Raw genomic sequence first — 25,117 nt, forward strand, 5'->3', positions numbered from 1 at the left:
AAATGGACCGATCATCCGCTATTAGTGAAGAGGAGGAGTTCCGCATGCACCGGTATGCCCTGTTTGTCGAATATGACGGAGAACAAACGCTGCCCGTCGATATCACGCTTCCCAAAAACATTATTGAAGCCACAACCCTGATGAACGCGATTCGATCCTATTCGCTCCGCCATAATCTTGAGCTGGTCGACTACGATGAATTGCCCGAAAACGATATGCGCGCTTTTTTTCGCGAAAGAAATCGTTTCGGCGGCACGAGAAATCTGATATACTACATTCGTCGCCTGACGGGAGACGAAAACGGCGAAGAACAGCCGGAGTACTAACGAAAAGGATCATGCCGGAAGCTGCCGGCAGAACACGGCCGGGTTTTTCAAGAATCCGGTCCGGATGGATCGAGGAAAAGTTGATCGATGAATATTTTATTTTTTGTCAGTGAATTTCCCAGCATTTCCCAAACGTTTATTCTCAATCAGATGACTGGCCTGATCGACGCCGGACACGATGTCAGAATTCTTGCTAAAAAACAGGGGGGCGGCGGCAAGGTACACGATGCGGTCCTCCAATACCGCTTGCTTGATCGTGTCATCTATTACGGTCCGGGCGGAGCGGGCGGAAAGGGACTCCGCTTTTTCGGCGGCCTCTGTGCGCACACGGCCGCCCGCTTTTTTCGTAAAAATTATATTGGAGGCAGCGTGCCCTTTCATGACCTGATCCGTTACCCCAACCTGATTTTGCTGATTCGGACGTTGAACCGCGTCGATTTGTCAGACCGCGACGTTATTCTGGCACATTTTGGACCGAACGGGCTCCTGGCACAGAAATGCCGTGCGCTCGGACTGCTTCATGGCAGGCTGTTTACCGTTTTTCACGGCTATGATATGCTTCGCTACCTGAAGCAGAAGGGCAGCGGCGTCTACAGGGATCTGTTCGATTCGGACTGCACCCTGCTGCCGATCAGCAGGGCCTGGGCGGACAGATGCCTCAAACTTGGCGCACGGCCGGGGAAAATCATTGTCCATCATATGGGAATCAATGTTGAAGAGTTTATGGGCCGTTCTCCGGAGCGCGGCGAAGAAATCAACATCGTTTCGGCCGCCCGCTTCGTTGAAAAAAAGGGGCTGACATACGGCATCGACGCCGTCGGACGGGTGATCGAAAAGGGCTATCGCGTCCGGTATGCCATTGCCGGAGACGGTCCCTTGCGAGATGCACTGCTCAAGCAGATAGCCGCCCGTCATTTGACGGATCGCGTCCGTCTGGTCGGATGGAAGACCCAGGAGGAATGGATCGAAATGATGAAAGACGCCCATATCGTTCTGGCCCCCAGCATAACTGCCCGGGACGGGGATATGGAAGGTATACCGGTACAGCTGATGGAAGCGATGGCGATGAAAAAAATCGTGGTATCGACGTTTCACAGCGGCATTCCCGAACTGATTCAGAACGGCGTCAACGGCTATCTTGTCGCGGAAAAAAATTCCGGGCAGCTGGCACAAACCATTGAACAAATTATCAAAACACCGGAGACGTGGGAATCGCTAACGGAGAATGCACGGCGGACGATTGTCGGCCACTATAATATTGAACGGCAGAACGGGCGCCTGATCCGCATCCTTGAAGGGGAAGACGTACCGTAATCATTTTCCGATGCTGCGCCAACTCAGGCGGGCCGGTAAAATGCGTCCTGAATTTTCGGAAACGCATCGCTGATCTTTCCGTCCCGATAAAATCGGGAGGCGGCGCCGGCTAAAAGTCCGAAAATAGTTCTGATTATTCGCATTATTTTAATTCCAGTCTGTTTATTAACCATTACTGTTGATTCTTTGGCTGTTACTGATGATTCTCGGGCATTTACTATTGATTTTTTAACCGGTCACTGATCACTTTCCGTATCGAGCGGTCGATTGTCGGGCGTCTGCGCCGGTGAACACATGGAGGTGAATTTTTTCAGCTGCTTCTTTTCACAAACTGCTGAAAAAAGCTGCCGAATGCCGTGATGACTGCTGAACCGGTTCAAGGGCTGCCGAATAAAGGAAGATCTGCCCTCATTTTTCATCGATTGATTCCATCGGACCGGGATTGAACGCGCGCCGGCCGGCTTGTTTTCTCCCGAAGTATCTTATTTGTCCGCCCTGCCCGGGCATTCGCCGACTAAGAGATCATGCAATTTTCCTGCCGAACGGGCCCATGTATATTTTTGAGCATTCTTTATACCCTTGTTGATCAGGTCCCGTCGCAATCCGGCATCGGTCAGTACCTTGGCCATTGCTTCGGCTATTTGATCGATATCCGCCGGATCGACCAGCAGAGCGGCATCTCCGCATACCTCCGGCAATGCGGAGACGTTGGAGGCGACGACAGGGGTGCCGGCAGCCATTGCTTCCAGGACAGGGATGCCGAATCCCTCATAAAGCGATACAAATATTTTAAGATCGGCTAATTGATAAAATGCCGCCTTGTCTGCGTTCTCCACCCGGCCGACAAATCTGACAAATGGCCGGATGCCTAACTCCTCCGCCATTTTTTTCAGCGGTTCATTGCCGTTTGTGATGACCAGATGAACGTTTGTTCTGAGTGCCTGCGGGATTCGGGCATATGCTTTGAGAATGGAGCCGACGTTTTTATGCTTCCTTGCTGAACCGAAATATAAAATAAATTTCTCCGGCAGCCGATATTTTTCCCTGACCGATTCCAGCTGAACCCGGTCGACCGGGATATTGAATTCCGCAAAATCGACGCCGTCGGGTATGACATGAATCCTATTGTGAGGAATATGAAAGTAGGCCGCAATATCATTTCTGGAATAGTCCGATACGGTCAGAATCGTATCCGAGCGGCTGACGGCATCCTGAACGTAGCTCAGAAACGTTTTTCTGACAGCTGCACTTTCAACCTCCGTTTTCAGCGGGATCAGATCGTGAATCGTTGTCACGACTTTTCCGTCAAATTTAGTTCTAGGCAGCTTATGGTTGAGGTATAAATAAATATCGCTTTTTCTCCGGCAGATCTGATGCATATAGACGGGAAATATTTTTAAGTGAGTGTTATAGGCAATCCTTGCAGGCAGATGGAGGATCTTTACAGCAAAATGAAATCTTTTGAAATTTTTTCTTTGCAGCCCTCTGGCGTAAAAAACATTTCCCGAACAGTCCAAATCTTTGTAATTCATTAATTCCATAATGATTCTGTTTTCGTAGACGCCGATTCCTATATGAAAATGATTGACTTCCTGCATGCCAAAGTCGACTTTCAGCACAGCACGCCCCTCCCGGACCGGAAATTGCATGGGCTCTTCAGGCCTCAGAAGCACGTCTGCGGTGCGAAAGAACCCATATCTTTTTTATTGTAGGATATTGGACGGCCAGAACGGCTGCAAGCAGGCCGATATTAATGAAAAACGTATCGCTTGCAGGAAGCAGATTCAGAAACGCTCCGGCCAGAAGAACGAGAAAAACGATGTGATGCTTGACGACGGGGAACCTCATTCCGTTTGTCGCGGAAAAATGCGTCCGTGCGGCAAAAAAGAAGATGTAAGAAATAGAGGTGGCCATCGCGGCGCCGACCGCTCCGAATTTCGGAACGAGCAGGACGTTGATGATAACATTGGGAATGAGGGCGATGAGGCCGACCCATATACTTAAATAGCTTTTCTTTGAAAAGACGATGCCGAGGCACGTAGTCTCGCTGACCGTGTAGATAATCGGCTGCAGGCACAGGAAACCGATGATATATCGGGAGTCCGCATATCCGGGGGATAACAGCAGAACGATCAGATCCTTGAAAATTAAGATGCCGGCGGCAAGCACGGACATGCCGAGTAAAATCGAATCGCTGACGGTTTTAAAATAACGGATGTTTTTTCCTTCGGCATACCAGCGATAGGCCGTCGGCACCCAGAAACTCGTGAAACTGGTCTGGACAATGGACAGGGCAGCGGCAATTTTCAGAGTGGCCGTAAAGATGCCGATCTGGTAAAAGTCGCTCCATGTTCGCAGAGACAGCCGATCCATCGAATCGAGCAGGCTGGAGAGCGAGGTGGCGACAACGATCGGCAGACCGAACGCAATCATCGCTTTCAACAGGCCCGTGTCCAGTGAAAAATGTTTCAGGTTGAAAAGGCTTCTGTATCTGAAAAGCAAATAGAGATCGCCGAGAATCTGACCGAAAACAGCCGAATAAACAACCGCGAGAAAATCGCGTCGGATGAAAAAAATAAAAAACAAAGTCAGCACAAGAACGGCGAATTTGACAAAGATATTGAGCAGGGAATACTCCAGTGCTTTTTCCTGCATCCGGATAGAGAGGAGAATAAACCGTTCGATCACCATAAAAACGATCATGACGCCGAACAAAACGGCCGGGAGCTTGTCGCCCGGACTGCCGAATAACAGCCGGGAAACCGTTGCAGGCAGAGCAAGAGCCGCAAAAAGTGTGCAGAACGCTAACAAAAGCGGCAGCAAGAGGGCGTTCTGAAACAGATTCTGCTTATTCTCCGTATCATGATATTCCCTTGTGTAAGCCTGATCCACTCCAAAAAACAGGAAAGTCGCAAAGATCATCTGGAAGAGCGTGAACATGCTCGCTTTGCCGTATTCATCCGGACTGATAAAATGTGTGGTCAGAGGGATCGTAATAAATGAAAGAAAAGCGCCGACAAACGGCCCGACCGAAAATCCGATAAATTTCCGTATAAAAGCTCTCATCCTATTGAACAATAGAGTTGGTTCTATTGCTTCCTTCCATAAAAATTCATTTTCAGTATGCCGGAATCGGCCGATTCATATAACCCGAACCGTCCGAAGAGGCCGAAAAGAAATATCCGGCGTTAGCATAAACATACCGCTTTAAAATTTTCATATCAAGGTATTCTTACTATTCTCAACAATTTTTACATGATCTTCATATAAACTTGATATTCGCAACACATAATATAACTATAATTCAAATATGGGTTGGCATCCGAAAAAAGAAAGTACGACGAGGTGGTTTTGTTGTGAATGCTGAAAAAGAACTCAATCTTTACGGCGACTATTCAATCGACAGTCAGCCCTGGGTGCCGCTGCCAAGACAGCTGAAATCCTATCTTTTTGTAAAAAGAGGGTTTGATCTGGCGGCGGCGGCGATCGGATTAATTATTGCAGCGCCCATAATCGGCACTTTTTCGCTCTTAATTGTACTTGAGACACCCGGATCTCCATTTTACATCCAGCAAAGAGTCGGTAAGAACGGAAAAAATTTCTACCTTATTAAACTTCGTTCGATGCGTAAAGATGCGGAAAAACAGGGGGCGCAGTGGGCGGCGGAACACGATCCCCGCGTGACGAAGGTGGGAGCGGTCATCCGGAAAACGAGGATTGACGAGCTGCCGCAGCTGCTGATGGTATTGAAAGGGGACATGTCGATCATCGGCCCGAGGCCGGAAAGACCCGTGTTCGTGCAAAAATTCAATCGCGAAATCCAGGGATTTTCACGGCGTCTTGCGGTTAAACCGGGATTAACCGGACTCGCGCAGGTTAATGGCGGCTACAACATCTCGCCGCGAGAAAAGCTTAAATATGATTTGAAATACATTCACAATATCTCACCCGCTCTTGAATTCAAAATTCTATTAAAAACGATCAAGGTCCTGATTACGGGCGAAGGAGCCCGTTAGAAAATACGCGCCGGAGTATGGAGCGGATAGAAAATGGACATGTATGTATGAGAGGCTGCAGAGAGAGGATTTCCGTCAGACAGCGTGCAGATCATTGGCACCGTTATCATATTTTTTCATGTACTGCGTGCAGGGGTAGGCTCCTTCCGCGACTGAATAAAAAACAGCAAATGACTCAGGAGGGATTCTCATGAAAAAAGTGGTTGTAACAGGGGGAGCCGGTTTTATCGGATCGCATGTTGTTGAGACATTGCTCCGCCAGGATTATCAGGTCGCGGTGATCGACAACTTTGCAACGGGCCATCGTGAAAATATTGCCGGACTGCCTGTCGACGTCCATGTCTTCGATGTGACGGATCCCGATGTGATGGATCTGATTGTCTCTCTTCATCCGGACTCGATTGTCCATCTTGCGGCGCAAATCAGTGTCGCGCAGTCCGTGCGCGATCCTCTGTTTGATGAACAGGTCAATATAAAGGGCTCGCTTCATGTACTGCGTGCGGCTGTCCGGTCGTCAGTCAAAAAAATCGTTTTTGCCTCTTCCGCAGCGGTCTATGGAAGTCCCGTCTCACTGCCGGTGACCGTCGGACACCCGACCTGTCCCGAGTCCCCCTACGGCCTGACCAAACTGACGGTTGAGCGCTACCTGCAGACATTCTACAAATTATTCGGCCTGCCTTATGCCATCCTGCGATTCAGCAACGTCTACGGGCCGAGACAGGACGCCGGGGGAGAAGGCGGCGTCGTGTCGATTTTCTCAGATTGCCTGAACCGGGACATTCCCCCCTTTATTTTTGGCGACGGAAAACAGACAAGGGATTTTATTTTTGTCAGGGACCTTGCATCGGCTGTTGTAAAAAGCCTTCAGACCGAAAAAAATCTATGTGTCAATATCTCTTCCGGCTCATCGGTGACCATCAATCAATTGTTCCGCATGTTAAGAAGCATTTCCGCTTCAAAAGTGAACGCGATCTACAAAGAAGCGCGTCCCGGAGATATTCGTGAAAGTACGCTTTCGAACAAAGAAGCGAAGAAACTTCTGAATTGGGAACCTGTGACCGACCTCTTCAAAGGCCTGCAGGAAACGCTTCGCTTTTCAAACCGTACACCGGCTTCATCAAATTAATGAGTGTCGAAGACAGTGGATGCAGGGCAGCGGCTTTGCCGGCCTGCTTTCTCACGGGGACGTCCGGCGGGACGGGATCTGCGGTTATGATGCATTCATTGCGAAAATGAAATGAAACAGGGAGCAAAACTGAATGGACAGCAACAGGGCAGTGAAACAGGCAACGGGGATACTGGCGATCCTGCTAGCGGGAATGATTGCCATCGGTTCGCTCGGATCGGGCCCCATGCAGCTCTTCTTTTTCTTTATATGGATCTGGGCCTTTATTATTTTAAGCCTCTATCTTAAGTCATTTCTGAATAACGGACAGCTGCTCAGAAGCGTCATGTATTTACTGCTGATTACCACGTTCTTTAATCAGTCATTTTTGAGTATCCGTTTCGGCTTTTTTTCATTATTTACGTACCGGCTCCTGCTGATTGCGGCGCTGATTGTCTTTTTTTTCTATATAGCCAGGCACGACGGTCTGTCTGCCGACTGGCGGCGGCTTCAGGTAAAGGGCATTCTGCTTTTTCTGCTGTTCTGGATGGCTTATGGCGGGGTCTCGTTAATTTGGTCAGAATCCGTGCTCGACGGCATCAAGTATCTCTTTCTGATGGGCGTCGGTGTGGCGTTTGTCTTCCTGTCGGTTTTTACGTTTACACGAATGAGCCGGCTGCTTACTTTCTACAGCATCTGGATGATTATGACGGCAGGCCTTCTTGTCCTCGGCCTGATTAACTATTTCGGACATATTCAGCTGCCGACGTCGGCGCTTTACGGGGCACCGCCCTACAAAATTGCTTATCCGACCGCTGTTTTTACGAATCAGAACGACTTTGCCACATTTTTAAGCATTTCTTTCTTCTTTTACCTGTCCGCGGCCAGAAATATTCTGAATACAGCCCGGCGGACGGCGGCGTTGCTGCTCGCGGGGCTTTCGTTTTTCATGATTGTCGTCACGGATTCAAGAGCGAGTGTCATCGGGATTGCCGTCGGAGGCATTCTTTATTTATTTCTCTTCCTTCCGCCGAAAGCAAAGAGAGTCAGCATCCTCGCCTGTTCGGCAGCGATCCTGTTCGGCCTGATCGTTTTTTCTAAAAGCCTGATCGCTAAATTCAGCGGGCTGTTTCTGGATACAGCGAGCTATTCGGTCAATGCAACCCTGTCGTCGAACGTGATCAGAGGCAATCTGCTGAAAGATACATTCCATTATCTGGCAGATACGTTCGGTCTGGGCGTGGGTGCGGGCAATCTGCCCTATTATCTTGAATATCAGCCGATTTCCGATACCGGCCATATTTACCAGGTGCATAACTGGCTGGCGGAGATTCTCGGCAACTTCGGCCTGATGATCGCTCTTGGGTATGTCACCATGTATGCCTGTCTGTTTGCCGGTTTATACAGAGCCAGCCGGCTTTGCAGCGGCCGGGCGCACAGGATGCTGATTGAAGGCTGCCTGACGGCGATGGCCGCCTTTGCCGTCTCGAGCGTCAGCCCGAGTTCGGTCAGCAACCTTTACTTTCACTGGGTATTTCTCGGCCTGCTCATTTCCGCCGTTTCCGTACTGAAAAATGAGGCGCTTAATGCGGGCGGCATAAATACAGGAAAAATCAATGACCATGAAGGAGCCTATTTATGAATATCGTTCACCGGCTGGCAGAAAGAGCCAAGAAATTTATATGGATCATCATTGCCGTTCCGTTGATTTTTGGTGCGGCCGGGTGGCTTGTTCCGATCGGCAAAACCGTTTCACCCTATACGGCGACGGCCACTATTGCTTTAGGAAGCTATTCGAATCCGGATTTTAATGATCCGAATCACGTCATGACTCTGCTGGGGAATTCCGCTTTTTTTCAGAAACAGCTGCCCGATTTATGGAAAACCCGCCAGAGTGAAATACTCAGCCAGCTCAAGGTGTCGGCAGTGAAAAATGAACTGATCCAGATTTCATTTACCGGAAAGTCAAAGAATGATGCGGTCGACACGGTCAACCGGATCGCAGACAGCTTTTTGTCGGCCGATCGCCAGCAGTACCAGGAAAGGGAAACATTGATTAATCAATCGATCAGTGCGCTGGAAACTGTTAAAATCAATGAAAATACGGCGGTCGACCGTCAGCGTTTTCTGTACGATCTGCAGACGGCAAAACTGAACATCAAACCCGCTCAATTGCTGGAACCCGCAGATGCTGCCGCCGGTCCGGGCGGGAGGGCCTTCTCATCAAAGCAGAGAGCTGTACTCGGAGTGATGCTGGGCCTGACGATTGTTTTCTTATGGATTGTTTTTCCTGAGCTTGTCCGTGAAAGACGGGAATAGGAGGACGCTGCCGTGCAGAATCATCCGCTTGTTTCGATCATCACACCTGCTTATAATGCGGCACAAACCATTGATGCGACCATTGATTCAGTGATGAAACAAACCGTGAAGGATTGGGAAATGATTATTGTCGATGACTGCTCGACGGACGGGACGCGTGCCAGGCTGGCGCGTGCTGCGGCATCAGATGCCCGTATCCGCGTCCTGTTTCTTGAAAGGAACAGCGGAGCCGCTGCCGCACGCAATCATGCTCTCGATCTGGCGCGAGGCCGGTATATCGCTTTCCTGGACAGCGATGACCGCTGGAAGAAGGATAAACTGGAAAAACAGCTGAAGTTTATGAGAAAATACAGCTATACCTTTACGTTTACCGGTTATGAGTATATCAGCCATGAGGGCGAGCCGCTGCATAAATGCGTCCGGGCGCCCCGTCGCGTAACCTACGCCGACATGCTGAAGAATACCATTGTCGGCTGCCTGACCGTGATCATCGACAGAGAGGCAGTCGGTGTTTTTCATATGCCGAATCTGCGCACACGCCAGGATCTGGCTACCTGGCTGGCGTTATTGAAAAAAGGCCGAGTCGCGTACGGCCTGGACGAACCGCTGGCAGAATACCGCATCGGCGGACCGGAGTCCCTTTCGCGCGATAAATGGAAGGCCGCCCGAAAAACATGGTATGTTTACCGCCGAATGGAGAAACTGCCGTTATGGCGCTCCTGCTGGTATTTCTGCAACTATGCAGCCAATGCCGTGATCAAACGGTTTTGATGCCGGATGTTTCCGGGCGGCCGGGGAATCCGTTATCTGGCCGATACGAAGGTGAAAAGAATCAGTGAAAAATATACATATTATCGTTGCGACCGGAGTCTGGGAGCAGGATAAGCTGCGCTACAGGCGGCATCGTCTTGCGGAATTTCTGCAGAATAAACCGGACACAGAGGAAGTGATCTGGCTGTGCCCGTCGCCCCGTCGGGTTGATCCATCGCCTAAAAGGCTTGTCAACGGAATCAGCCAATGGACGGTTCCGGATTTTCTTCCCCAGAGAGCATGCCGCTTCGGCCGCTATATGGATGAATTCTACAGGCGCAGGCTTCGGCCGCTTCTCTCTTATATCCGTGCTCAGGCCGGACAATGCCGTTTTTTTCTGTGGTTCACTTTTCCCGGATTTCCGCTGCTCGGCGATCTTTTCCCGTGGACACGGGTCATTTATGATTGCAGTGATCTGTGGACGTCGCCGATCGGCGGCCGATCCTCAGCCGCCGCCCGTTTCAGGCGGCGGGTGATCGCGAAAGCCGAACAGCGGATTATCGACCGGGCTGAAATTATTTTCTGTACATCCGATTATCTGTACCGCCGGATCGTGAGAAAGGTCGCTGCCGAGAAAATGGCGTGTGTATTTACATTCGAAAACGGTGTCGAGTTCGATCTTTTTTCCGGAAGTGCGCGGGCCGCGAACGTGCTTCCGGAAAATTTCAGAGGCACGGTGTTCGGATATATCGGAGGGATTAAACCGAAGCTGGATTTCAACCTGATCCGGCAGGCGGCCGAGAAAAAAAGCGACTGGCTTTTTCTGTTTGTCGGACCCGACGGAACCGGGAGGGCAAATCGTGAATTTCAGCAGCTGCTGATCCAAAAAAACGTATTGTGGACGGGGAGTGTCTCACCTGCGGATGTTTCCATGTACATGAATCTTGTGGATGTCGGCATCATGCCGTACAAACCGTCGCCTTATAATGAGGCGGTGTTTCCGCTGAAACTGTTTGAGTTCCTGGCCGCCGGCAAACCGGCAATCGGCGTTCATCTTCCGTCCACAAAGGAGTATGCTGAGAAAGGGATCTACGCGCATCTGGAGAGCAGCGATCCTGAATTATTTATTCGTTCCTGCGAACAAATGGCCACTTTAAAAGACCAAAAGAATGCGGTCGGCAGGCGCCGGGCGCTTGCTAAATCCAGAAACTGGAACGGAATATTCCGCCATATGACCGATCTTGTCATGGGGGCGGAAAAATCCGGATAATGGAAATCTTTTTATCGGCCCGATATAAAATATGGAGGCTGTTGCATCAGTCGATTTTTCGGCTGTGAGGCGGCCTCCTTAATTTTTTATCCGGATTTCAGGAAGACTATAACAGACTGGCCAAAAGTCCGCCTCAGCAAAGGATTCCTAATTTTCTCATGGGTATTAATGGCCCGGAAATACCTTCATATCCGGATTTCTCATGGCTCTGATATAAAAATACGGGAATGGCTTTAAATATGAACGGAAAAACTTTTTGAAGCCTGAATCCGATCGGCGGCCGTTCCTTTGGGAAAGCTTCTTATTATTGTATAAGCAGTTCCACGGCAGAGACGGTCCGCCGAACGGACGAATCGAAAGGCCGGCCGGACTGGCTTTCCGATTACGAATTATTAACTTGACTTACGGTTCGTTCTGTATATAATATAAATTGAATTTTTATAGGAAACTTGTGAAAATCAACAGAAATCGAAGGATCCATTGAATATTTCATTTCTAATTGGAAATTATTCATAAATTTACTGCTTTTCCCCTGAATTTTGTAAACCGTTTCCCTTGTCGGACCTGATAAACAGGAAAGGCTGTGATGATAGGGTTGGAAAACAAACTGAAATTGTACGGCTTCAATAACCTCACCAAGTCGCTCAGCTTCAACATCTATGACGTATGCTACGCGAAAAGTGAACGTGAGCAGCGCGATTACATTTCTTACATTGACGAGCAGTACAATTCAGAAAGGCTGACCCACATACTGTGCCATGTAACCGAAATGATCGGGGCCCATGTATTGAATATCAGCAAGCAGGATTATGATCCTCAGGGCGCGAGCGTCGCCGTACTGATTGCCGAGCAGGAATTTCCGGCGGACCAGATCGATGCGTCCTGCAATCTGGGGCGGATCGGCAGTTTCAGGGGACGCGATACCGTGGTCGGCCATCTGGATAAAAGCCATGTTACGGTGCACACTTATCCGGAATTTCATCCGGGTAATGCCATTGCTACATTCCGGGTCGATATCGACGTGGCGACCTGCGGTGAAATCACTCCGCTGAATACGCTGAATTATCTGATCGGCAGCTTCGATTCCGATATCATCACAGCCGACTACCGTGTGCGCGGGTTCACGCGCGATGTGAATGGGAAAAAGTTGTTCATGGATCATCATATGACATCGATTCAGGACTATATCGACGATGCGACGCTTCAGAAATACGACGCGCTCGATATTAACGTTTATCAGGCCAACTTATTTCATACGAAAATGCTTATAAAAGAACTCGATCTGCAAAATTATTTATTTAACAGAGACGTGCTGGAGATTCCGCCGAGAGAACGGCTTAAAATCAGTAACAGTCTCCGCAGGGAAATGATTGAAATATACAGCGGTGCCAACATCTTTGATTAGTGGGGAAGGTAAATAAATGAAGCAGCTTTCACAGGAAAGAGCGCCCGTCCTTGAGGCGCTGAACCGTTATAAATCGATGCGGGTCGTCCCCTTTGATGTTCCCGGGCACAAACGGGGCAAAGGAAACCGGGAGCTGACTGACTTTTTAGGCGAACGGTGCCTGACGGTGGATGTGAATTCGATGAAGCCGCTGGATAATCTGTGCCATCCGGTCTCAGTTATTAAAGAAGCGGAGGAGCTTGCTGCAGAAGCTTTTGGCGCACGCCACGCTTTTTTTATGGTGAACGGGACGACTTCCGCCGTTCAGAGCATGGTGATGAGTGTCTGTAAAAGAGGGGACAAAATCATCATGCCGCGAAATGTGCATCGCAGCGCGATCAACGCGCTGATTCTGAGCGGAGCGATCCCCGTTTACGTGAATCCGGGTGTCAATACGGATCTGGGCATTTCACTGGGCATGTCGTTTGCGGACGTCAAACAGGCGATCCTTGAAAATCCGGATGCGAAGGCCATCCTGATTAACAATCCGACGTATTACGGGATCTGTTCCAATCTTAAGGCGATTACCGAGCTTGCACACTGGCACGGGATGCGGGTGCTCGTTGACGAGGCTCACGGCACACACTTCTATTTCGGAAAGGACCTTCCTCCTTCGGCGATGTCGGTCGGGGCGGATATGGCGGCCGTCAGCATGCATAAGTCGGGCGGTTCGCTGACACAGAGTTCTCTCCTTCTGATTAACAATGATGTCAGCGAAGGCTATGTCAGACAGATCATTAATCTGACACAGACGACGAGCGGCTCCTATCTGCTGATTTCATCGCTTGATATTTCACGCAGGAATCTGGCACTGAGAGGCAGCGAAATCTTTCAAAGGGTAACCGACATGGCGGCGTATGCCAGAGAGGAAGTCAACGGTATCGGCGGTTATTATGCTTTTTCGCGGGAACTGATCAACGGAGACACGATCTTTGATTTCGATGTGACCAAACTTTCGGTTCACACGCTCGACATCGGGCTTGCCGGGATTGAAGTCTATGATCTGCTCCGCGATGAGTACGATATTCAAATTGAATTCGGCGATATCGGCAATATACTCGCTTACCTGTCGATTGGCGACCGAAAGCTGGATCTGGAACGTCTCGTTTCCGCCCTTTCGGAAATCAAAAGGCGATACACAAAAGACAAAACGGGCATGCTCAGCCAGGAATATATCAAGCCGCAGATCATCCTGGCTCCGGCGGAAGCGTTCTATGCCGAAAGCGAGCCGCTGCCGCTTGAAGAAAGCGTGGGCAGGGTCTGCAGTGAGTTTGTGATGTGCTATCCGCCCGGAATTCCGATTCTGGCCCCCGGAGAGAAAGTCACCCCGGAGATTGTGGAATATATCCAATACGCGAAGGCGAAGGGGTCTTTTCTGACCGGTACTCAGGACAGCCAGGTTAGCCAGATCCGGACGATAAAGGAGCGATGAGGTTGGAACTGTGGTTTACGGAAAAACATACGGAAAACGTCACTTTTTCAATCAAGGTGAATAGGCAGCTGTACTGCGGGCAAAGCGATTTCCAGCGTATCGACGTTTTTGAATCTAAAGAATTCGGCCGTTTTCTGACATTGGACGGATACATGATGCTGACTGAAAAAGACGAATTCATCTATCATGAGATGATTGTCCATGTCCCGATGGCTGTCCATCCCGCGGTAAAAAGAGTGCTCGTGATCGGCGGCGGCGACGGGGGAGCGGTCCGCGAGCTTGTTCGCTATCCTTCGATCGAACGGATCGATCTTGTGGAAATTGACCGGCAGGTTGTGGACGTGTGCAGAAAGTATCTGCCGCAGACCGCCGGCCGGCTGGATGATCCCCGTGTCTCCATTTATTATGAGGATGGTTTGAAATTTGTCCGGACACGGGAAAATGTATATGATTTAATCATTGTCGATTCAACCGATCCGTTCGGGCCCGGAGAAGGGCTGTTCACTAAAGAATTTTACGGGAACTGCTATAAAGCGCTGACCGCGGAAGGGCTGATGGTCAACCAGCAGGAAAGCCCTTTCTATCCGGTGGACGCCGTTGCCATGCAGCGCGCGCATAAACGGATTGTCGAATCCTTCCCGATCAGCCGTGTCTATCAGGCGCATATCCCGACTTATCCCTCCGGGCACTGGCTGTTCGGTTTTGCTTCAAAAAAGTATCATCCGGTCGCAGATTTCGATGCTGCGAAGTGGAGAGATCTTGGCCTGAAAACAAAGTATTACAACACAAAAATTCATGTCGGCGCCTTTGCGCTGCCGAACTATGTGAAAAAACTGCTGGAGGAGGTGGAACCGGGCTGATCCGGTTAACGGCTGAACGGCCGATGAACCGCACAGTCTGGACGAACCATCGATCCTTTAAAGCAAAGGTGAATTTTAAATTATTGGGGGGACGTGAACATGGGCAAGGCGTTGATTATCGGGGCAGGCGGCGTCGCCAGCGTTGTAATCCACAAGTGCTGCCAGAATTCCGGCGTTTTTGAAGAAATCTGCATTGCCAGCCGCACACTTTCGAAATGCGAGGCGCTGAAAAAGAAACTGGACGGAGGAAGGACGAAGATCCGGACGGCTCAGGTGGATGCCAGTCATGTACCGGAGCTGATCGCGCTGATCGAACGTTTTCAGCCGGATATTGTGATTAACGTGGCGCTTCCCTATCAGGATCTGACGATTATGGACGCCTGTCTGGCGACGAAGGTTGACTACGTGGATACGGCAAATTATGAGCCGGAGGATACGGCCAAATTCGAATACAAATGGCAGTGGGCTTACCGTGACCGCTTTAAAGAAGCCGGGATTACGGCACTGCTTGGCAGCGGATTCGATCCGGGCGTTACCGGCGTCTTCTCCGCTTATGCCCAGAAACATTATTTCGATGAGATTCATGCGATTGACATCCTGGATGCGAACGCAGGCGATCACGGCTATCCGTTCGCGACCAACTTCAATCCGGAAATCAATATCCGCGAAGTAACGGCGAAAGGCAGTTATTTTGAAAACGGCCGCTTTATAGAGACCGAACCGATGTCGATCAAACGGGTTTATAATTTTCCGCAGATCGGGCCGAAAGATATTTATTTGCTCCACCATGAAGAAATGGAATCACTGGCGCTTAATATAAAGGGCATTCAAAAAATCCGGTTCTGGATGACTTTTTCCCAGAGCTACCTGAACCATCTTCAGGTTCTGCAGAATGTCGGCATGACATCGATTGAACCGATCGACTATGAAGGGCAGCAGATTGTTCCGCTTCAGTTTTTGAAGGCGGTTCTGCCCGATCCAGCGTCTCTCGGGCCAAGAACGAAGGGCAAAACGAATATCGGCTGTATTTTCCAGGGCGTAAAGAACGGAAAACCGGTCACTTATTACCTGTACAACATCTGTGATCATCAGGAATGCTACCGGGAAGTCGGATCGCAGGCTGTCTCTTATACAACCGGCGTCCCGGCAATGATCGGTGCGGCGATGGTAATGACCGGAAAATGGAAACGGCCGGGCGTCTTCAACATTGAAGAATTCGATCCCGATCCGTTTATGGATGCTTTGAACCGATTCGGTCTGCCGTGGCATGAAAGTTTTGCTCCCGAGCTGGTTGATTGAGGGGGCGGCTGATGGACATCAATTTTAAGGCGGCGCCTTCACCAAGCTATGTGGTCGATGAACGGCTGCTCATTAAAAATCTTGAAATCTTGAAATCGGTTCAGGAGCGCACCGGCTGCCGCATTCTGCTTGCCCAGAAAGCCTTTTCCATGTTTTCGCTTTATCCGCTGATCGGCCGGTACCTGAGCGGCGTGGCATCAAGCTCCCTGTTTGAGGCGCGCCTCGGTTATGAGGAGATGGGCAAGGAGGTCCATATCTACTCACCGGCCTATAAGGAAAGTGAATTTGATGAAATTCTGAAAGTGTCCGATCACATTGTCTTTAATTCGTTCAGCCAATGGCGCAGGTTCAGAGAAAGAATCGAAACGGCTCCCAAAAAAGTGGCATGCGGCATCCGCATCAATCCGGAATACTCCGAGGTCGAAACGAGCCTCTATGATCCGTGCGCTCCATACTCCCGCATGGGTGTAACGGAGTCCGGCTTCAGGCCGGAAGAACTGGAAGGGATTGACGGACTGCATTTTCACACTCTGTGTGAGCAGAATTCAGATGTGCTGGAGCGTACGCTCCGGACTGTAGAGCGGAAATTCGGCAAATATTTGAAAAAGATGAAGTGGATTAATCTCGGCGGCGGCCATCATATCACGAAGCCGGGCTACGATATCGAGACCCTGATCCGCTGCATTCTGCTGATGAAAGAAAAATATGGGCTCCAGGTTTATCTGGAACCGGGGGAAGCAGTGGCGCTGAACAGCGGCTATCTGGTTTCGACGGTACTGGATATCGTGGAAAACGGGATGAAGGTCGCCATTCTTGACGCTTCGGCAACTTGTCACATGCCCGATGTACTGGAGATGCCATACCGTCCGGGAATCATCGGAGCCGGAAAGCCGGGAGAGAAGGCCTTTACGTACAGACTCGGCGGGCCGACCTGTCTCGCCGGCGATGTGATCGGCGACTACTCGTTCGAAGAACCGCTGAAAGTCGGCGACCGGCTTGTCTTCCGCGATATGGCCATCTATTCGATGGTTAAAAACGATACATTCAACGGTGTCGGCCTGCCCGCCATTGCTGCTTATAATGATACAGAAGGGCTGCGGATCATCAGACAGTTCGGCTATGAAGATTTCAAAATGAGACTGTCATGAAGAAACGGCGGGTCCGCGCCTTCATTTGAATAGCTGACTAAACAAAAAGCGTTCCACCTGAGTTCAGGCGGAACGCTTTTTCAATTCTGAACTAACATCCGGATAGCACCGGCACAAAGGGGTGGGCCGCTGATCGCAAAAAACGCGCCGCCCGTCGGAATAAGCTGCCGTTTGCTGCTTGATCGGATATATCTGTACCGCCATTTCTTCGTTTACGAAGTTCTTTACAGAAAACGAATGATCTGGTGCAGGAGCATCGAACGGTGCAACATCAATAGGAATGAAGTAAAAAGCTGTGAAAATATGGATTGATGCATTTTTTGTCACGCCGGCTGAGTCAACCCGGTTTCTATTTGGATTTCAGCCGTATTCGGGGCAAGTCCGACGCCATTGGGACTCGTCGACCGATAAACGAGGTATGTTGACCGATAAAATTGCCGCGCCGACCGATAAACGAGATACGTTGACCGATAAAATTACTGCGTCGACCGATAAACCGGGTATGTTGACCGATAAGGTTGCGCGCCGACTGATAAACCTTCCTGAGATCGGGCTGTTTAACGTTTCGGAGCGATTTTTTCGGATTTTGGAGCGGTTCGAATCCGATTCGGAGCAGGTTAGGCCCGATTCGGTGCGCTTTTTCGGCATTTCGGTGCGTCTGTAGCCGGACTCGGAGCGACCTTTCTTGTTTGGTGCGACTCTTTTCTATTTCGGAGCGACTTCCCGACGATTCGGAGCAGGTTTGACCCGATTCGGTGCGCTTTTTCGGCATTTTGGTGCGTCTGTAGCCGGATTCGGAGCGACCTCTCTTGTTTGGTGCGACTCTTTTCTATTTCGGAGCGACTTCCCGACGATTCGGAGCAAGTTAGGCCCGATTCGGTGCAACTTTTCGGCATTTCGGTGCGTCTGTAGCCGGATTCGGAGCAACTGCTCTTTTTCGGAGCGACTTCCCGACGATTCGGAGCAAGTTAGGCCCGATTCGGTGCAACTTTTCGGCGTTTCGGTGCGTCTGTAGCCGGATTCGGAGCGGCCTTTCTTGTTTGGTGCGACTCTTTTCTATCTCGGAGCGACTTCCCGACGATTCGGAGCAGGTTTGACCCGATTCGGTGCGCTTTTTCGGCATTTCGGTGCGTCTGTAGCCGGACTCGGAGCGACCTTTCTTGTTTGGTGCGATTCTTTTCTATTTCGGAGCGACTTCCCGACGATTTGGTGCAAGTTTGACCCGATTCGGAGCAACTGCTCTTTTTCGGAGCGGCTTTTTCAGGCTTTGGTGCGACTCAGACCCGATTCGGAGCAACTGCCCTTTTTGGAGCGGCCTTCCGGTGCTCAGCTTTCTCCGGCCTGGTCTGGCTTTCTAATCTGATCGGACGGTTGCACTGTATTGTCTGCCGCGTAGTCGTTCATTTCTTTAGTGAGCGATAAAGGACTTTTTTTACCCAATCTGTGCGTTATCCGCGGAATAAGCCCCTGACTATTTTTGTGAATAATTGCTTATTTTAACGAAGGATTACTGATTTGTGCCCTTCCGAGTAAACCTCTTCATTTGTGCATATCATCGTTCCGGCGTTCGCGAAAATGCATTGCCGCCCATCGGAATTCCGAAGCTGCAGCCGATTTAGCTCTTAGGAGCGCCGGAGTTTCCCCTGTAAAAACACAGGAACAGGGTCGATCCGGCGCACTCTTTTTTTCTTGTATATTACAGTTTCCCGCTCGACCCGCAGGCCCGGGATCGGAATGAGAATAATATATTAAAAAGCTGCTGTCCATTCCCGGGACAGCTTCGGGAACAGCCGAGCTATTACTGTGAAAGGGGGATTTCAGATGAATCATTATGCCATGTATGAAGAATACGACGGCAGACAGTCTCTGCCTGTTGTTGTCGACCGCCCGGCTCAGGTTATTCCGGCGGAAACAATGCTGTCCGCGATTCAACTGTTTGCCCGCAGACACAGACTTCAATTGGTCAGTTATGATGAACTTGCAGACGGCACAATGCGTGCTTTTTTTCAGCAGAAACATTTGTTCGGACATGCTGAAGAGTTTATCTATTATGTTTGCCGCCATGAAGAGGGCCGCTGAATTTGACAGACAAGTGACGCACGTGATCAGACCACGGGCAGTCTAACGGTCTTTTATTTTTTTCAGCAGGTCGACGGCCAGATTGGCAAAAAAACGGGCACTTGGCAGGATGGCGCCTTCGTCAATGATCAGATCCGGACGATGCAGATCGGAGCTGCCCGAAACGCCCATAAAGAAAAAGGCTCCGGGAATGCTTTCCTGATATTGGGCAAAATCTTCGCCGATGGTTGTCGGAATGGGTTCAATAACTTTCAGGCCGGATTTTTCGGCGGTCTCCGCGGCCCATTTTGTAAGCTGTCCGTCGTTTTGAACAGGATGGCCCTGCCTGGTAAATTTTAATTTTGCTTTGGCACCGAAGGCGCGGGCCACGTTTTCAACGATGCTTTTCATCCTGACAGGTATTATGTTGCGAACGTCTTCGTCGAATGTGCGCACGGTTCCTTCCAATTCGGCCGTTTCCGGAATGATATTCCACGTGTTGCCTGCCTGGATCCGGGTGACACTGATCACGGCTGAGCTGAGCGGTGAGATATTGCGGCTGACGATCGTCTGCAGGGCGGTAACGATCTGGGTGGCGGCGACAATCGTGTCAACCCCCTTTTCGGGTGCAGCTCCGTGGGTGCCGGTTCCTTCAATTTCAATCATAAAACGGTCGCAGCTGGCCATCAAAGCGCCCGCCTTGATTCCGATTGTCCCAGTTGGCAGGTAAGGCATATTATGCATGCCTAAAATGGCCTGAACGTCATTGAGCACTCCCGTTTTTAATACCTGCACCGCACCGCGGCCGTTCTCTTCGGCCGGCTGGAAAATAATCTTAACCGTTCCTTCCAGCTCATCTTCCCGTTCTTTCAATAACAATGCCGCACCGAGTATGGACGCCATGTGAAAGTCATGGCCGCAGGCGTGCATTTTCCCCGCTGTTTTGGAAGCGTAGGGCAGCCCGGTCTGCTCCTGGATCGGCAGCGCATCTATGTCCGAGCGGAGCGCAAGGGTCGGTCCCGGCTTTTTTCCTCCGATGACGGCAAGGATCCCGGTCCTAAGAGGAAGCTCCGCTCTTTCGATCTCTGCCTCCGCAAGCCACTGGTTCAGCAATTGCGTTGTTTCGTATTCCTCAAAGGCCAGTTCCGGCTTTTCATGCAGCAGACGGCGATAACCAATCAGTTTCTGCTCAAGCTTCTTTTCGTTAATTGTTTTTATCATCTATTTGCTCCTCACCTTTGTTTCCTTCAGGACGCCCGGAATGCATTAGGCTTATTTATGATACCGGCCAAACCGCTTTCGGGAACAGCCGGGGAATATCCTTTCCTTTTCCTGACTTTTTCGAACACGCCCTATAAAAACTAGGATACACGATGTCCGGGACGCAAACAACCGGCACGATCGCCATTCCGCTTCAGAGATTGATTCAGGCCGAGAAGCTCCGGACGCGATGCAGTTAACGGCGGTTTAATCAATAAAGGCAAAAAGGCCCCCAAAAAAGACAGACCGGCTTTAGCGGGGGTTAGCACATTCCATTGGAAGAGAAAAAAACTGCACAAAAGATGTATTAACATAAAAATTCTCATTATCGGCATGGCCCGAAGGAAGAACCGATTCAGGAGGCCTGCAGCCGGCTGAACGGCTGAAAGAGAAGAAGACAGAACGGGGCGGCATTTTAACAGCTCGCCGGTCATGAACATGCAGGGCGGACAGGAAAGCTTTTTCGCAGGGCTGAACAACACATGGCTGCCGTTTAAATCGACATATCCAGGTCCTTTGTTTCTTTCCGGAGCCATGCCATAAGAATCAGAAAGGCCGCGGAGAAGAGGACGCCGAATGTCATGACGGCGCCAAATCCTTATTCGGTTCAAAGCAATGGACGATCTATTAGGATTCAGGTACCGATTCAGATTGGAACGGTTTTCAACCGCGATGAGGATGAACGGCGGCCATGCGATTAGGTGAAAAGAGTCGAAAAGGTTGACATTCCGGCTTTATTAAGGACAAGATAGGATATCTGCTTAATGATTCATTCGCATTTTGACTCATGATAAGAGGGTGATCCATTGAATCTCGTCAGGGGTGCTTTTCTCTATATTGTGCACAATCGCGAGGCGTTTAACGAAGCGTTACGCACCCATCTGGAGTTAAGCGGGTCCGCACTTCTCATCGGACTCCTTATCAGCATCCCGCTCGGGATCATCTGCGCGCGACATGCGAGACTGTCCGGGCTGATCACGGGAACGGTCAATTCGCTTCGGGTCATCCCCAGTCTTGCTGTATTAATTATCGTTATGCCGATACTGGGGACAGGCTTCACTCCGGCCCTTGTTGCGCTGACTATCTTGTCCTGCCCGCCGATTATCATAAATACTCATCTTGGAATTAGAAGTGTGCCTCACGAAGTTATAGAATCGGCTGTTGGCATGGGTATGAACAATCGGCAGATCCTTTTTAGAATTGAGGTGCCTGTCGCTCTGCCGATGATTCTTTCCGGAGTGCGCACCGCTTCGGTCGAAGTCATTTCCAGTGCGACGCTGGCCGCATTTATCGGGGGCGGCGGTTTGGGGACGTTCATTATTGACGGCCTCGGCCTTTATAATTTCGCTATGCTGCTTGTCGGAGCCGTTCCTGTGGCCCTGCTCGCGATCTGTTCAGAAGTGGCATTCGGCACCATTGAAAAGCTGGCAACAAAATACAGACAGGCTTAAAACAGGGAGATGAACTTTTGAAAACACGCCGTCTTTTTATCGGACTTTCCATCTTTGCCGTTGTTGTCATCGCGGGACTGATCCTAATCGTTTCATTGCAAAATAATAAGCCGTCCGGCAGTTCTGCAACTTCCGCCAAAACGATCACGATCGGATCGAAAAACTTTACGGAGAGTCTGATCCTTGGTGAGATGTATGCGGACGCCCTGGAAAACGCAGGCTATAAAGTAAACAGAAAATTGAATCTGGGCGGAACGCTTGTTGCCCATGAGGCCCTTGTAAAGGGAGATATCGACATGTACCCGGAATACACCGGGACCGGACTGCTCGACATTCTGAAACACAGCAAAGTAACAGATGCCGGCCAGGTATATCAGGATGTATCGCAGGCCTATAAGAAAAAGTGGAACCTGATCTGGCTGCAGCCGACACACGCTAACGATTCACAAGGGCTCGCCGTGAGCAAAACCATATCGGATAAATACAACATCCACACTTTTTCCGATCTTGCCAAGGCGGCTCCCGATATTAACTTTGCGGCCACGCCGGAATTCAATGACCGCCCGGATGGATTGAAGGGGCTGCAGCAGGCCTACGGCGGTTTTCGGTTCAAGACCGACAAGCTTTATGATTACGGTCTGAAGTACAATGTTCTGCTGAATGGAAAAGCGGATGCGACCGTCGCCTTTACAACGGACGGACAATTGACGGATAAAAATCTGGTATTGCTGACAGATGACAAGCATTTTTATCCGCCGTACTATGTTTGCCCGGTAATCAGAGGAAGTGTCGTTAAAAACGATCCGACGATCGAAACGATCATCAATAAAGTTTCATCAAAAGTGGACAGCCAAGCGATGCAGCAATTGAACGCTCAAGTAGATATTCAAAAGAAAACGTACCAGCAGGTTGCCAGAGAATTTCTTGTTAAACAGGGCCTTATAAAATCATGATTCTCATGATCTTTTTAAAAGGGGTCGACCTTTTAGAGAAAACCGTGCCCTTCGGGTTCCGTTCCGGCCAGAGGAGGAAAGTTCATGACAGAGACAGATGCAATCGTTCTGCAGGGAATCAGCAAAACTTTTGGAAAAGCGCAAAAACCTTCGCTTTATCCCACGGATCTAAGGATAGAAACAGGAAGTTTCGTGACGATTCTCGGCGCTTCCGGATGCGGAAAAACGACGTTATTAAAAATGGTCAATCGGCTTTATGAACCGACATCCGGGAAAATTTATATCAACGGAGAAGACGTCACCCGGATTTCGCCTACAAAACTGAGAAGGCAGATCGGCTATGTGATCCAGCAGACCGGTCTTTTCCGGCACATGACCGTCGAACAGAATGTAGCCGTGGTTCCGCAGATTCTTGGCTGGGACAATAAAAAGATCAATGAACGGATTGATCGACTGCTGAATCTTGTCGGCCTGTCCCCACAAGAATTCAGGAAACGTTATCCGAGACAGCTGTCGGGCGGCCAGCAGCAGAGAGTGGGTCTTGCACGGGCTATGGCGGCGGATCCGTCGATCATGCTGATGGATGAACCGTTTGGAGCGATTGATGCGATCAACCGCTCCGCACTTCAGGATGAAATCCTCCGCATTCAGAAACGGCTGCGAAAGACAATTCTGTTCGTTACTCATGATATCATGGAAGCTATGAAACTAGGCGATAAGGTCATCGTGATGAATGAGGGGAGAGTTCAGCAGTTCGCCCGCCCTCTCGATATTTTAAGGCATCCGGCCAACGAATTTGTCAGAAACCTCGTGCATTCCGATGATATTCTGCAGCGGCTGGCCTTTGTCCGCGCAAAAGACGTGATGAACACGGAAGGACCTGCCGCCGATCCGTACGAGAAAGCACCTGAAGCACGCGAGAGCAGCACACTTTACGAAATCCTGACGCTTCTCCTCGGCGGCAGGGCTGATTATGTGCAAATCAGAGATGAAAAGAACCGGTCAGTCGGCCGGGTGACAATAAAGGAGATACGGCAAGCCTGAATCTCGGACAAATAACGATCCGGATGGTGATTTTCTTTGATTGCTTATATCGAGAATAATTATGTTGAGGTAATCTCTCTTTTTTTGCAGCACATTGAGATAACCCTCATTTCTCTGATCATCGCGCTCATCATCGCGTTGCCGCTCGGCGTATTTCTGGCAAAGAACGCCGGGCCGGCGGCGATTGTCATGCCCTTTCTCAGTGTCATCTATACGATTCCAAGCCTGGCGATGTTTGCGCTGCTGATTCCCGTTGTCGGTCTCGGCCTGAAACCGGCAATTATTGCGCTCGTTGCTTACAGTCTGCTGATTCTTGTCAGAAATGTGATTGCCGGCTTTCGTTCGATCGACCCGGCTGTGATTGAAGCCGGTTTAGGTCTCGGGCTGAGCCGCTGGCAGCTCTTCTGGAAAATTGAATGGGTACAGGCCCTGCCGGCGATTCTGGGCGGTGTGAGAATTGCGTCGGTATCGATTATCGGCATTGCCGCCATCGCCTCCTGGATCAACGCCGGAGGCCTCGGCGTCATTTTATTCCAGGGGCTGAATGAGAACAACACAGCGCAGATTGTCTGGGGGACGGTTCTCGTTTCAGCTCTGGCTCTTTTTGTCAATTATTTTTTGTCCGTTTTGGAATCCATGGCGCTTGCAAAATCCAGAGGGGAAGATGTAAAGTAGCTCCGGAAACGGGATGGCACGTGCAAGGAACGCTGTTAATCAGAGAAGCCTTATCAGGGAATGGCTCAGCTTGGGGAGAAGATCTCCGCTGGCAAGATTTGCGGGGTTTTGCCGGCATTTTTTCTCCGTCTGCTAAGACTGACAGAAAAATGCATCATCATGTTAAAAACCTGATAAATTTAAGCCCCGCGCGAACTGATGATAAATATCAGCTTGCCCGAGGCTTTTTTATTTACGTTTCGTTGCCGCAATTGATCATTGAGATTTTAGCACAAAAATTCAGAATAGGAGCTGACCTGAAACCAGTGTCCGCTTATCTGATAGACAATTTTAGAAGTTTTCCGGCCGTGAAATGCTGCGAACAAATAGATGACTGATTACCCTAATAGATAC

23 protein-coding genes are annotated in these 25,117 nt (G+C 50.0%); 19 read left to right on the forward strand and 4 right to left on the reverse strand.

Features of this window, described 5'->3' with window-relative positions; translation table 11 throughout:
* Nucleotides 1-44 precede the first annotated feature (44 nt).
* Entirely contained in the window at nucleotides 45-326 is a 282-nt protein-coding gene (locus Q6A92_RS03805) for a hypothetical protein (protein ID WP_274399963.1), read from the forward strand.
* An 87-nt stretch (nucleotides 327-413) separates the two neighbouring features.
* On the forward strand, nucleotides 414-1,640 hold the full coding sequence (locus Q6A92_RS03810; protein WP_332237095.1) for a glycosyltransferase: 1,227 nt from the start codon (nucleotides 414-416) through the stop codon (nucleotides 1,638-1,640).
* Between the two features lie 482 nt (nucleotides 1,641-2,122).
* On the opposite strand, the gene Q6A92_RS03815 is transcribed toward Q6A92_RS03810, so the two are convergent.
* Both Q6A92_RS03815 and Q6A92_RS03820 read right to left on the reverse strand, forming a co-directional pair.
* Nucleotides 2,123-3,259 (reverse strand): glycosyltransferase family 4 protein, encoded by a 1,137-nt coding sequence (locus tag Q6A92_RS03815; protein WP_332237096.1) that lies wholly within the window; start codon nucleotides 3,257-3,259, stop codon nucleotides 2,123-2,125.
* Between the two features lie 37 nt (nucleotides 3,260-3,296).
* Nucleotides 3,297-4,718: a lipopolysaccharide biosynthesis protein gene (locus tag Q6A92_RS03820; protein ID WP_332237097.1), complete on the reverse strand. Its 1,422-nt coding sequence runs from the start codon at nucleotides 4,716-4,718 to the stop codon at nucleotides 3,297-3,299.
* Nucleotides 4,719-5,038: 320 nt separating this feature from the next.
* On the opposite strand from Q6A92_RS03820, the gene Q6A92_RS03825 reads away from it, so the two are divergent.
* The 11 genes from Q6A92_RS03825 (at nucleotide 5,039) to nspC (ending at nucleotide 17,283) form a co-directional block, all read left to right on the forward strand.
* On the forward strand, nucleotides 5,039-5,656 hold the full coding sequence (locus tag Q6A92_RS03825) for a sugar transferase (protein WP_443029680.1): 618 nt from the start codon (nucleotides 5,039-5,041) through the stop codon (nucleotides 5,654-5,656).
* A 190-nt stretch (nucleotides 5,657-5,846) separates the two neighbouring features.
* Nucleotides 5,847-6,782 (forward strand): NAD-dependent epimerase/dehydratase family protein, encoded by a 936-nt coding sequence (locus tag Q6A92_RS03830; RefSeq protein ID WP_332237099.1) that lies wholly within the window; start codon nucleotides 5,847-5,849, stop codon nucleotides 6,780-6,782.
* A gap of 133 nt (nucleotides 6,783-6,915) precedes the next feature.
* Nucleotides 6,916-8,403, forward strand: coding sequence for a teichuronic acid biosynthesis protein TuaE (gene tuaE / locus Q6A92_RS03835; RefSeq protein WP_332237100.1), 1,488 nt, complete (start codon nucleotides 6,916-6,918; stop codon nucleotides 8,401-8,403).
* Nucleotides 8,400-9,080 carry a hydrolase gene (locus Q6A92_RS03840; RefSeq protein WP_332237101.1) on the forward strand — a complete coding sequence of 227 codons (681 nt, stop codon included), beginning with the start codon at nucleotides 8,400-8,402 and terminating at the stop codon, nucleotides 9,078-9,080. The genes tuaE and Q6A92_RS03840 overlap by 4 nt, the downstream gene beginning before the upstream one ends.
* A gap of 12 nt (nucleotides 9,081-9,092) precedes the next feature.
* Nucleotides 9,093-9,851: a teichuronic acid biosynthesis protein TuaG gene (gene tuaG, locus Q6A92_RS03845; RefSeq protein WP_274399974.1), complete on the forward strand. Its 759-nt coding sequence runs from the start codon at nucleotides 9,093-9,095 to the stop codon at nucleotides 9,849-9,851.
* Between the two features lie 64 nt (nucleotides 9,852-9,915).
* Nucleotides 9,916-11,100, forward strand: coding sequence for a teichuronic acid biosynthesis protein TuaH (gene tuaH / locus Q6A92_RS03850; RefSeq protein ID WP_332237102.1), 1,185 nt, complete (start codon nucleotides 9,916-9,918; stop codon nucleotides 11,098-11,100).
* 586 nt (nucleotides 11,101-11,686) lie between these two features.
* Nucleotides 11,687-12,505 (forward strand): adenosylmethionine decarboxylase, encoded by an 819-nt coding sequence (gene speD, locus Q6A92_RS03855; protein WP_332237103.1) that lies wholly within the window; start codon nucleotides 11,687-11,689, stop codon nucleotides 12,503-12,505.
* 16 nt (nucleotides 12,506-12,521) lie between these two features.
* On the forward strand, nucleotides 12,522-13,976 hold the full coding sequence (locus tag Q6A92_RS03860) for an aminotransferase class I/II-fold pyridoxal phosphate-dependent enzyme (protein WP_274399977.1): 1,455 nt from the start codon (nucleotides 12,522-12,524) through the stop codon (nucleotides 13,974-13,976).
* 2 nt (nucleotides 13,977-13,978) lie between these two features.
* Entirely contained in the window at nucleotides 13,979-14,836 is an 858-nt protein-coding gene (gene speE, locus Q6A92_RS03865) for a polyamine aminopropyltransferase (RefSeq protein WP_274399979.1), read from the forward strand.
* 99 nt (nucleotides 14,837-14,935) lie between these two features.
* Nucleotides 14,936-16,135 carry a saccharopine dehydrogenase family protein gene (locus Q6A92_RS03870; RefSeq protein ID WP_274399980.1) on the forward strand — a complete coding sequence of 400 codons (1,200 nt, stop codon included), beginning with the start codon at nucleotides 14,936-14,938 and terminating at the stop codon, nucleotides 16,133-16,135.
* Nucleotides 16,136-16,146: 11 nt separating this feature from the next.
* Nucleotides 16,147-17,283, forward strand: coding sequence for a carboxynorspermidine decarboxylase (nspC, locus tag Q6A92_RS03875; RefSeq protein ID WP_332237104.1), 1,137 nt, complete (start codon nucleotides 16,147-16,149; stop codon nucleotides 17,281-17,283).
* 63 nt (nucleotides 17,284-17,346) lie between these two features.
* Here nspC and Q6A92_RS03880 read toward each other — a convergent pair whose 3' ends face one another.
* On the reverse strand, nucleotides 17,347-17,610 hold the full coding sequence (locus Q6A92_RS03880) for a hypothetical protein (protein ID WP_332237105.1): 264 nt from the start codon (nucleotides 17,608-17,610) through the stop codon (nucleotides 17,347-17,349).
* A 1,494-nt stretch (nucleotides 17,611-19,104) separates the two neighbouring features.
* Here Q6A92_RS03880 and Q6A92_RS03885 point away from each other — a divergent pair.
* The gene (locus Q6A92_RS03885; RefSeq protein WP_274402141.1) at nucleotides 19,105-19,362 is read left to right on the forward strand and encodes a hypothetical protein; all 258 of its coding nucleotides are present in this window, start codon (nucleotides 19,105-19,107) and stop codon (nucleotides 19,360-19,362) included.
* 42 nt (nucleotides 19,363-19,404) lie between these two features.
* Here the strand turns inward: Q6A92_RS03885 and Q6A92_RS03890 are convergent, their stop codons facing one another.
* Nucleotides 19,405-20,562, reverse strand: coding sequence for an amidohydrolase (locus tag Q6A92_RS03890; RefSeq protein ID WP_332237106.1), 1,158 nt, complete (start codon nucleotides 20,560-20,562; stop codon nucleotides 19,405-19,407).
* An 845-nt stretch (nucleotides 20,563-21,407) separates the two neighbouring features.
* Between Q6A92_RS03890 and Q6A92_RS03895 the strand changes: the two genes are divergently transcribed.
* The 5 genes from Q6A92_RS03895 to Q6A92_RS03915 all read left to right on the forward strand — a co-directional run bounded on the left by Q6A92_RS03895 (nucleotide 21,408) and on the right by Q6A92_RS03915 (nucleotide 25,101).
* Nucleotides 21,408-22,052: an ABC transporter permease gene (locus tag Q6A92_RS03895; RefSeq protein ID WP_274402139.1), complete on the forward strand. Its 645-nt coding sequence runs from the start codon at nucleotides 21,408-21,410 to the stop codon at nucleotides 22,050-22,052.
* A gap of 17 nt (nucleotides 22,053-22,069) precedes the next feature.
* On the forward strand, nucleotides 22,070-23,005 hold the full coding sequence (locus tag Q6A92_RS03900; RefSeq protein WP_332237107.1) for an ABC transporter substrate-binding protein: 936 nt from the start codon (nucleotides 22,070-22,072) through the stop codon (nucleotides 23,003-23,005).
* 84 nt (nucleotides 23,006-23,089) lie between these two features.
* On the forward strand, nucleotides 23,090-24,049 hold the full coding sequence (locus tag Q6A92_RS03905; RefSeq protein WP_274402137.1) for an ABC transporter ATP-binding protein: 960 nt from the start codon (nucleotides 23,090-23,092) through the stop codon (nucleotides 24,047-24,049).
* A gap of 36 nt (nucleotides 24,050-24,085) precedes the next feature.
* Entirely contained in the window at nucleotides 24,086-24,724 is a 639-nt protein-coding gene (locus tag Q6A92_RS03910) for an ABC transporter permease (protein WP_332237108.1), read from the forward strand.
* A 20-nt stretch (nucleotides 24,725-24,744) separates the two neighbouring features.
* A complete protein-coding gene (locus Q6A92_RS03915; protein WP_332237109.1) occupies nucleotides 24,745-25,101 on the forward strand; it encodes a hypothetical protein in 357 nt (118 codons plus the stop codon).
* Nucleotides 25,102-25,117: the final 16 nt, after the last annotated feature.

This window comes from Sporolactobacillus sp. KGMB 08714, assembly GCF_036598985.1.
In the GTDB taxonomy this organism is placed as follows: domain Bacteria; phylum Bacillota; class Bacilli; order Bacillales; family Sporolactobacillaceae; genus Sporolactobacillus.

Excerpts from the sequence above, each read along its gene's own strand:
- speD (WP_332237103.1), top strand. The coding sequence starts at position 11,687 with ATGATAGGGTTGGAAAACAAACTGAAATTGTACGGCTTCAATAACCTC.
- Q6A92_RS03885 (WP_274402141.1), top strand. The coding sequence starts at position 19,105 with ATGAATCATTATGCCATGTATGAAGAATACGACGGCAGACAGTCTCTG.
- Q6A92_RS03870 (WP_274399980.1), top strand. The coding sequence starts at position 14,936 with ATGGGCAAGGCGTTGATTATCGGGGCAGGCGGCGTCGCCAGCGTTGTA.
- Q6A92_RS03890 (WP_332237106.1), bottom strand. The coding sequence starts at position 20,562 with ATGATAAAAACAATTAACGAAAAGAAGCTTGAGCAGAAACTGATTGGT.
- Q6A92_RS03840 (WP_332237101.1), top strand. The coding sequence starts at position 8,400 with ATGAATATCGTTCACCGGCTGGCAGAAAGAGCCAAGAAATTTATATGG.
- nspC (WP_332237104.1), top strand. The coding sequence starts at position 16,147 with ATGGACATCAATTTTAAGGCGGCGCCTTCACCAAGCTATGTGGTCGAT.
- Q6A92_RS03805 (WP_274399963.1), top strand. The coding sequence starts at position 45 with ATGCACCGGTATGCCCTGTTTGTCGAATATGACGGAGAACAAACGCTG.
- Q6A92_RS03830 (WP_332237099.1), top strand. The coding sequence starts at position 5,847 with ATGAAAAAAGTGGTTGTAACAGGGGGAGCCGGTTTTATCGGATCGCAT.
- Q6A92_RS03810 (WP_332237095.1), top strand. The coding sequence starts at position 414 with ATGAATATTTTATTTTTTGTCAGTGAATTTCCCAGCATTTCCCAAACG.
- Q6A92_RS03860 (WP_274399977.1), top strand. The coding sequence starts at position 12,522 with ATGAAGCAGCTTTCACAGGAAAGAGCGCCCGTCCTTGAGGCGCTGAAC.
- Q6A92_RS03905 (WP_274402137.1), top strand. The coding sequence starts at position 23,090 with ATGACAGAGACAGATGCAATCGTTCTGCAGGGAATCAGCAAAACTTTT.
- tuaE (WP_332237100.1), top strand. The coding sequence starts at position 6,916 with ATGGACAGCAACAGGGCAGTGAAACAGGCAACGGGGATACTGGCGATC.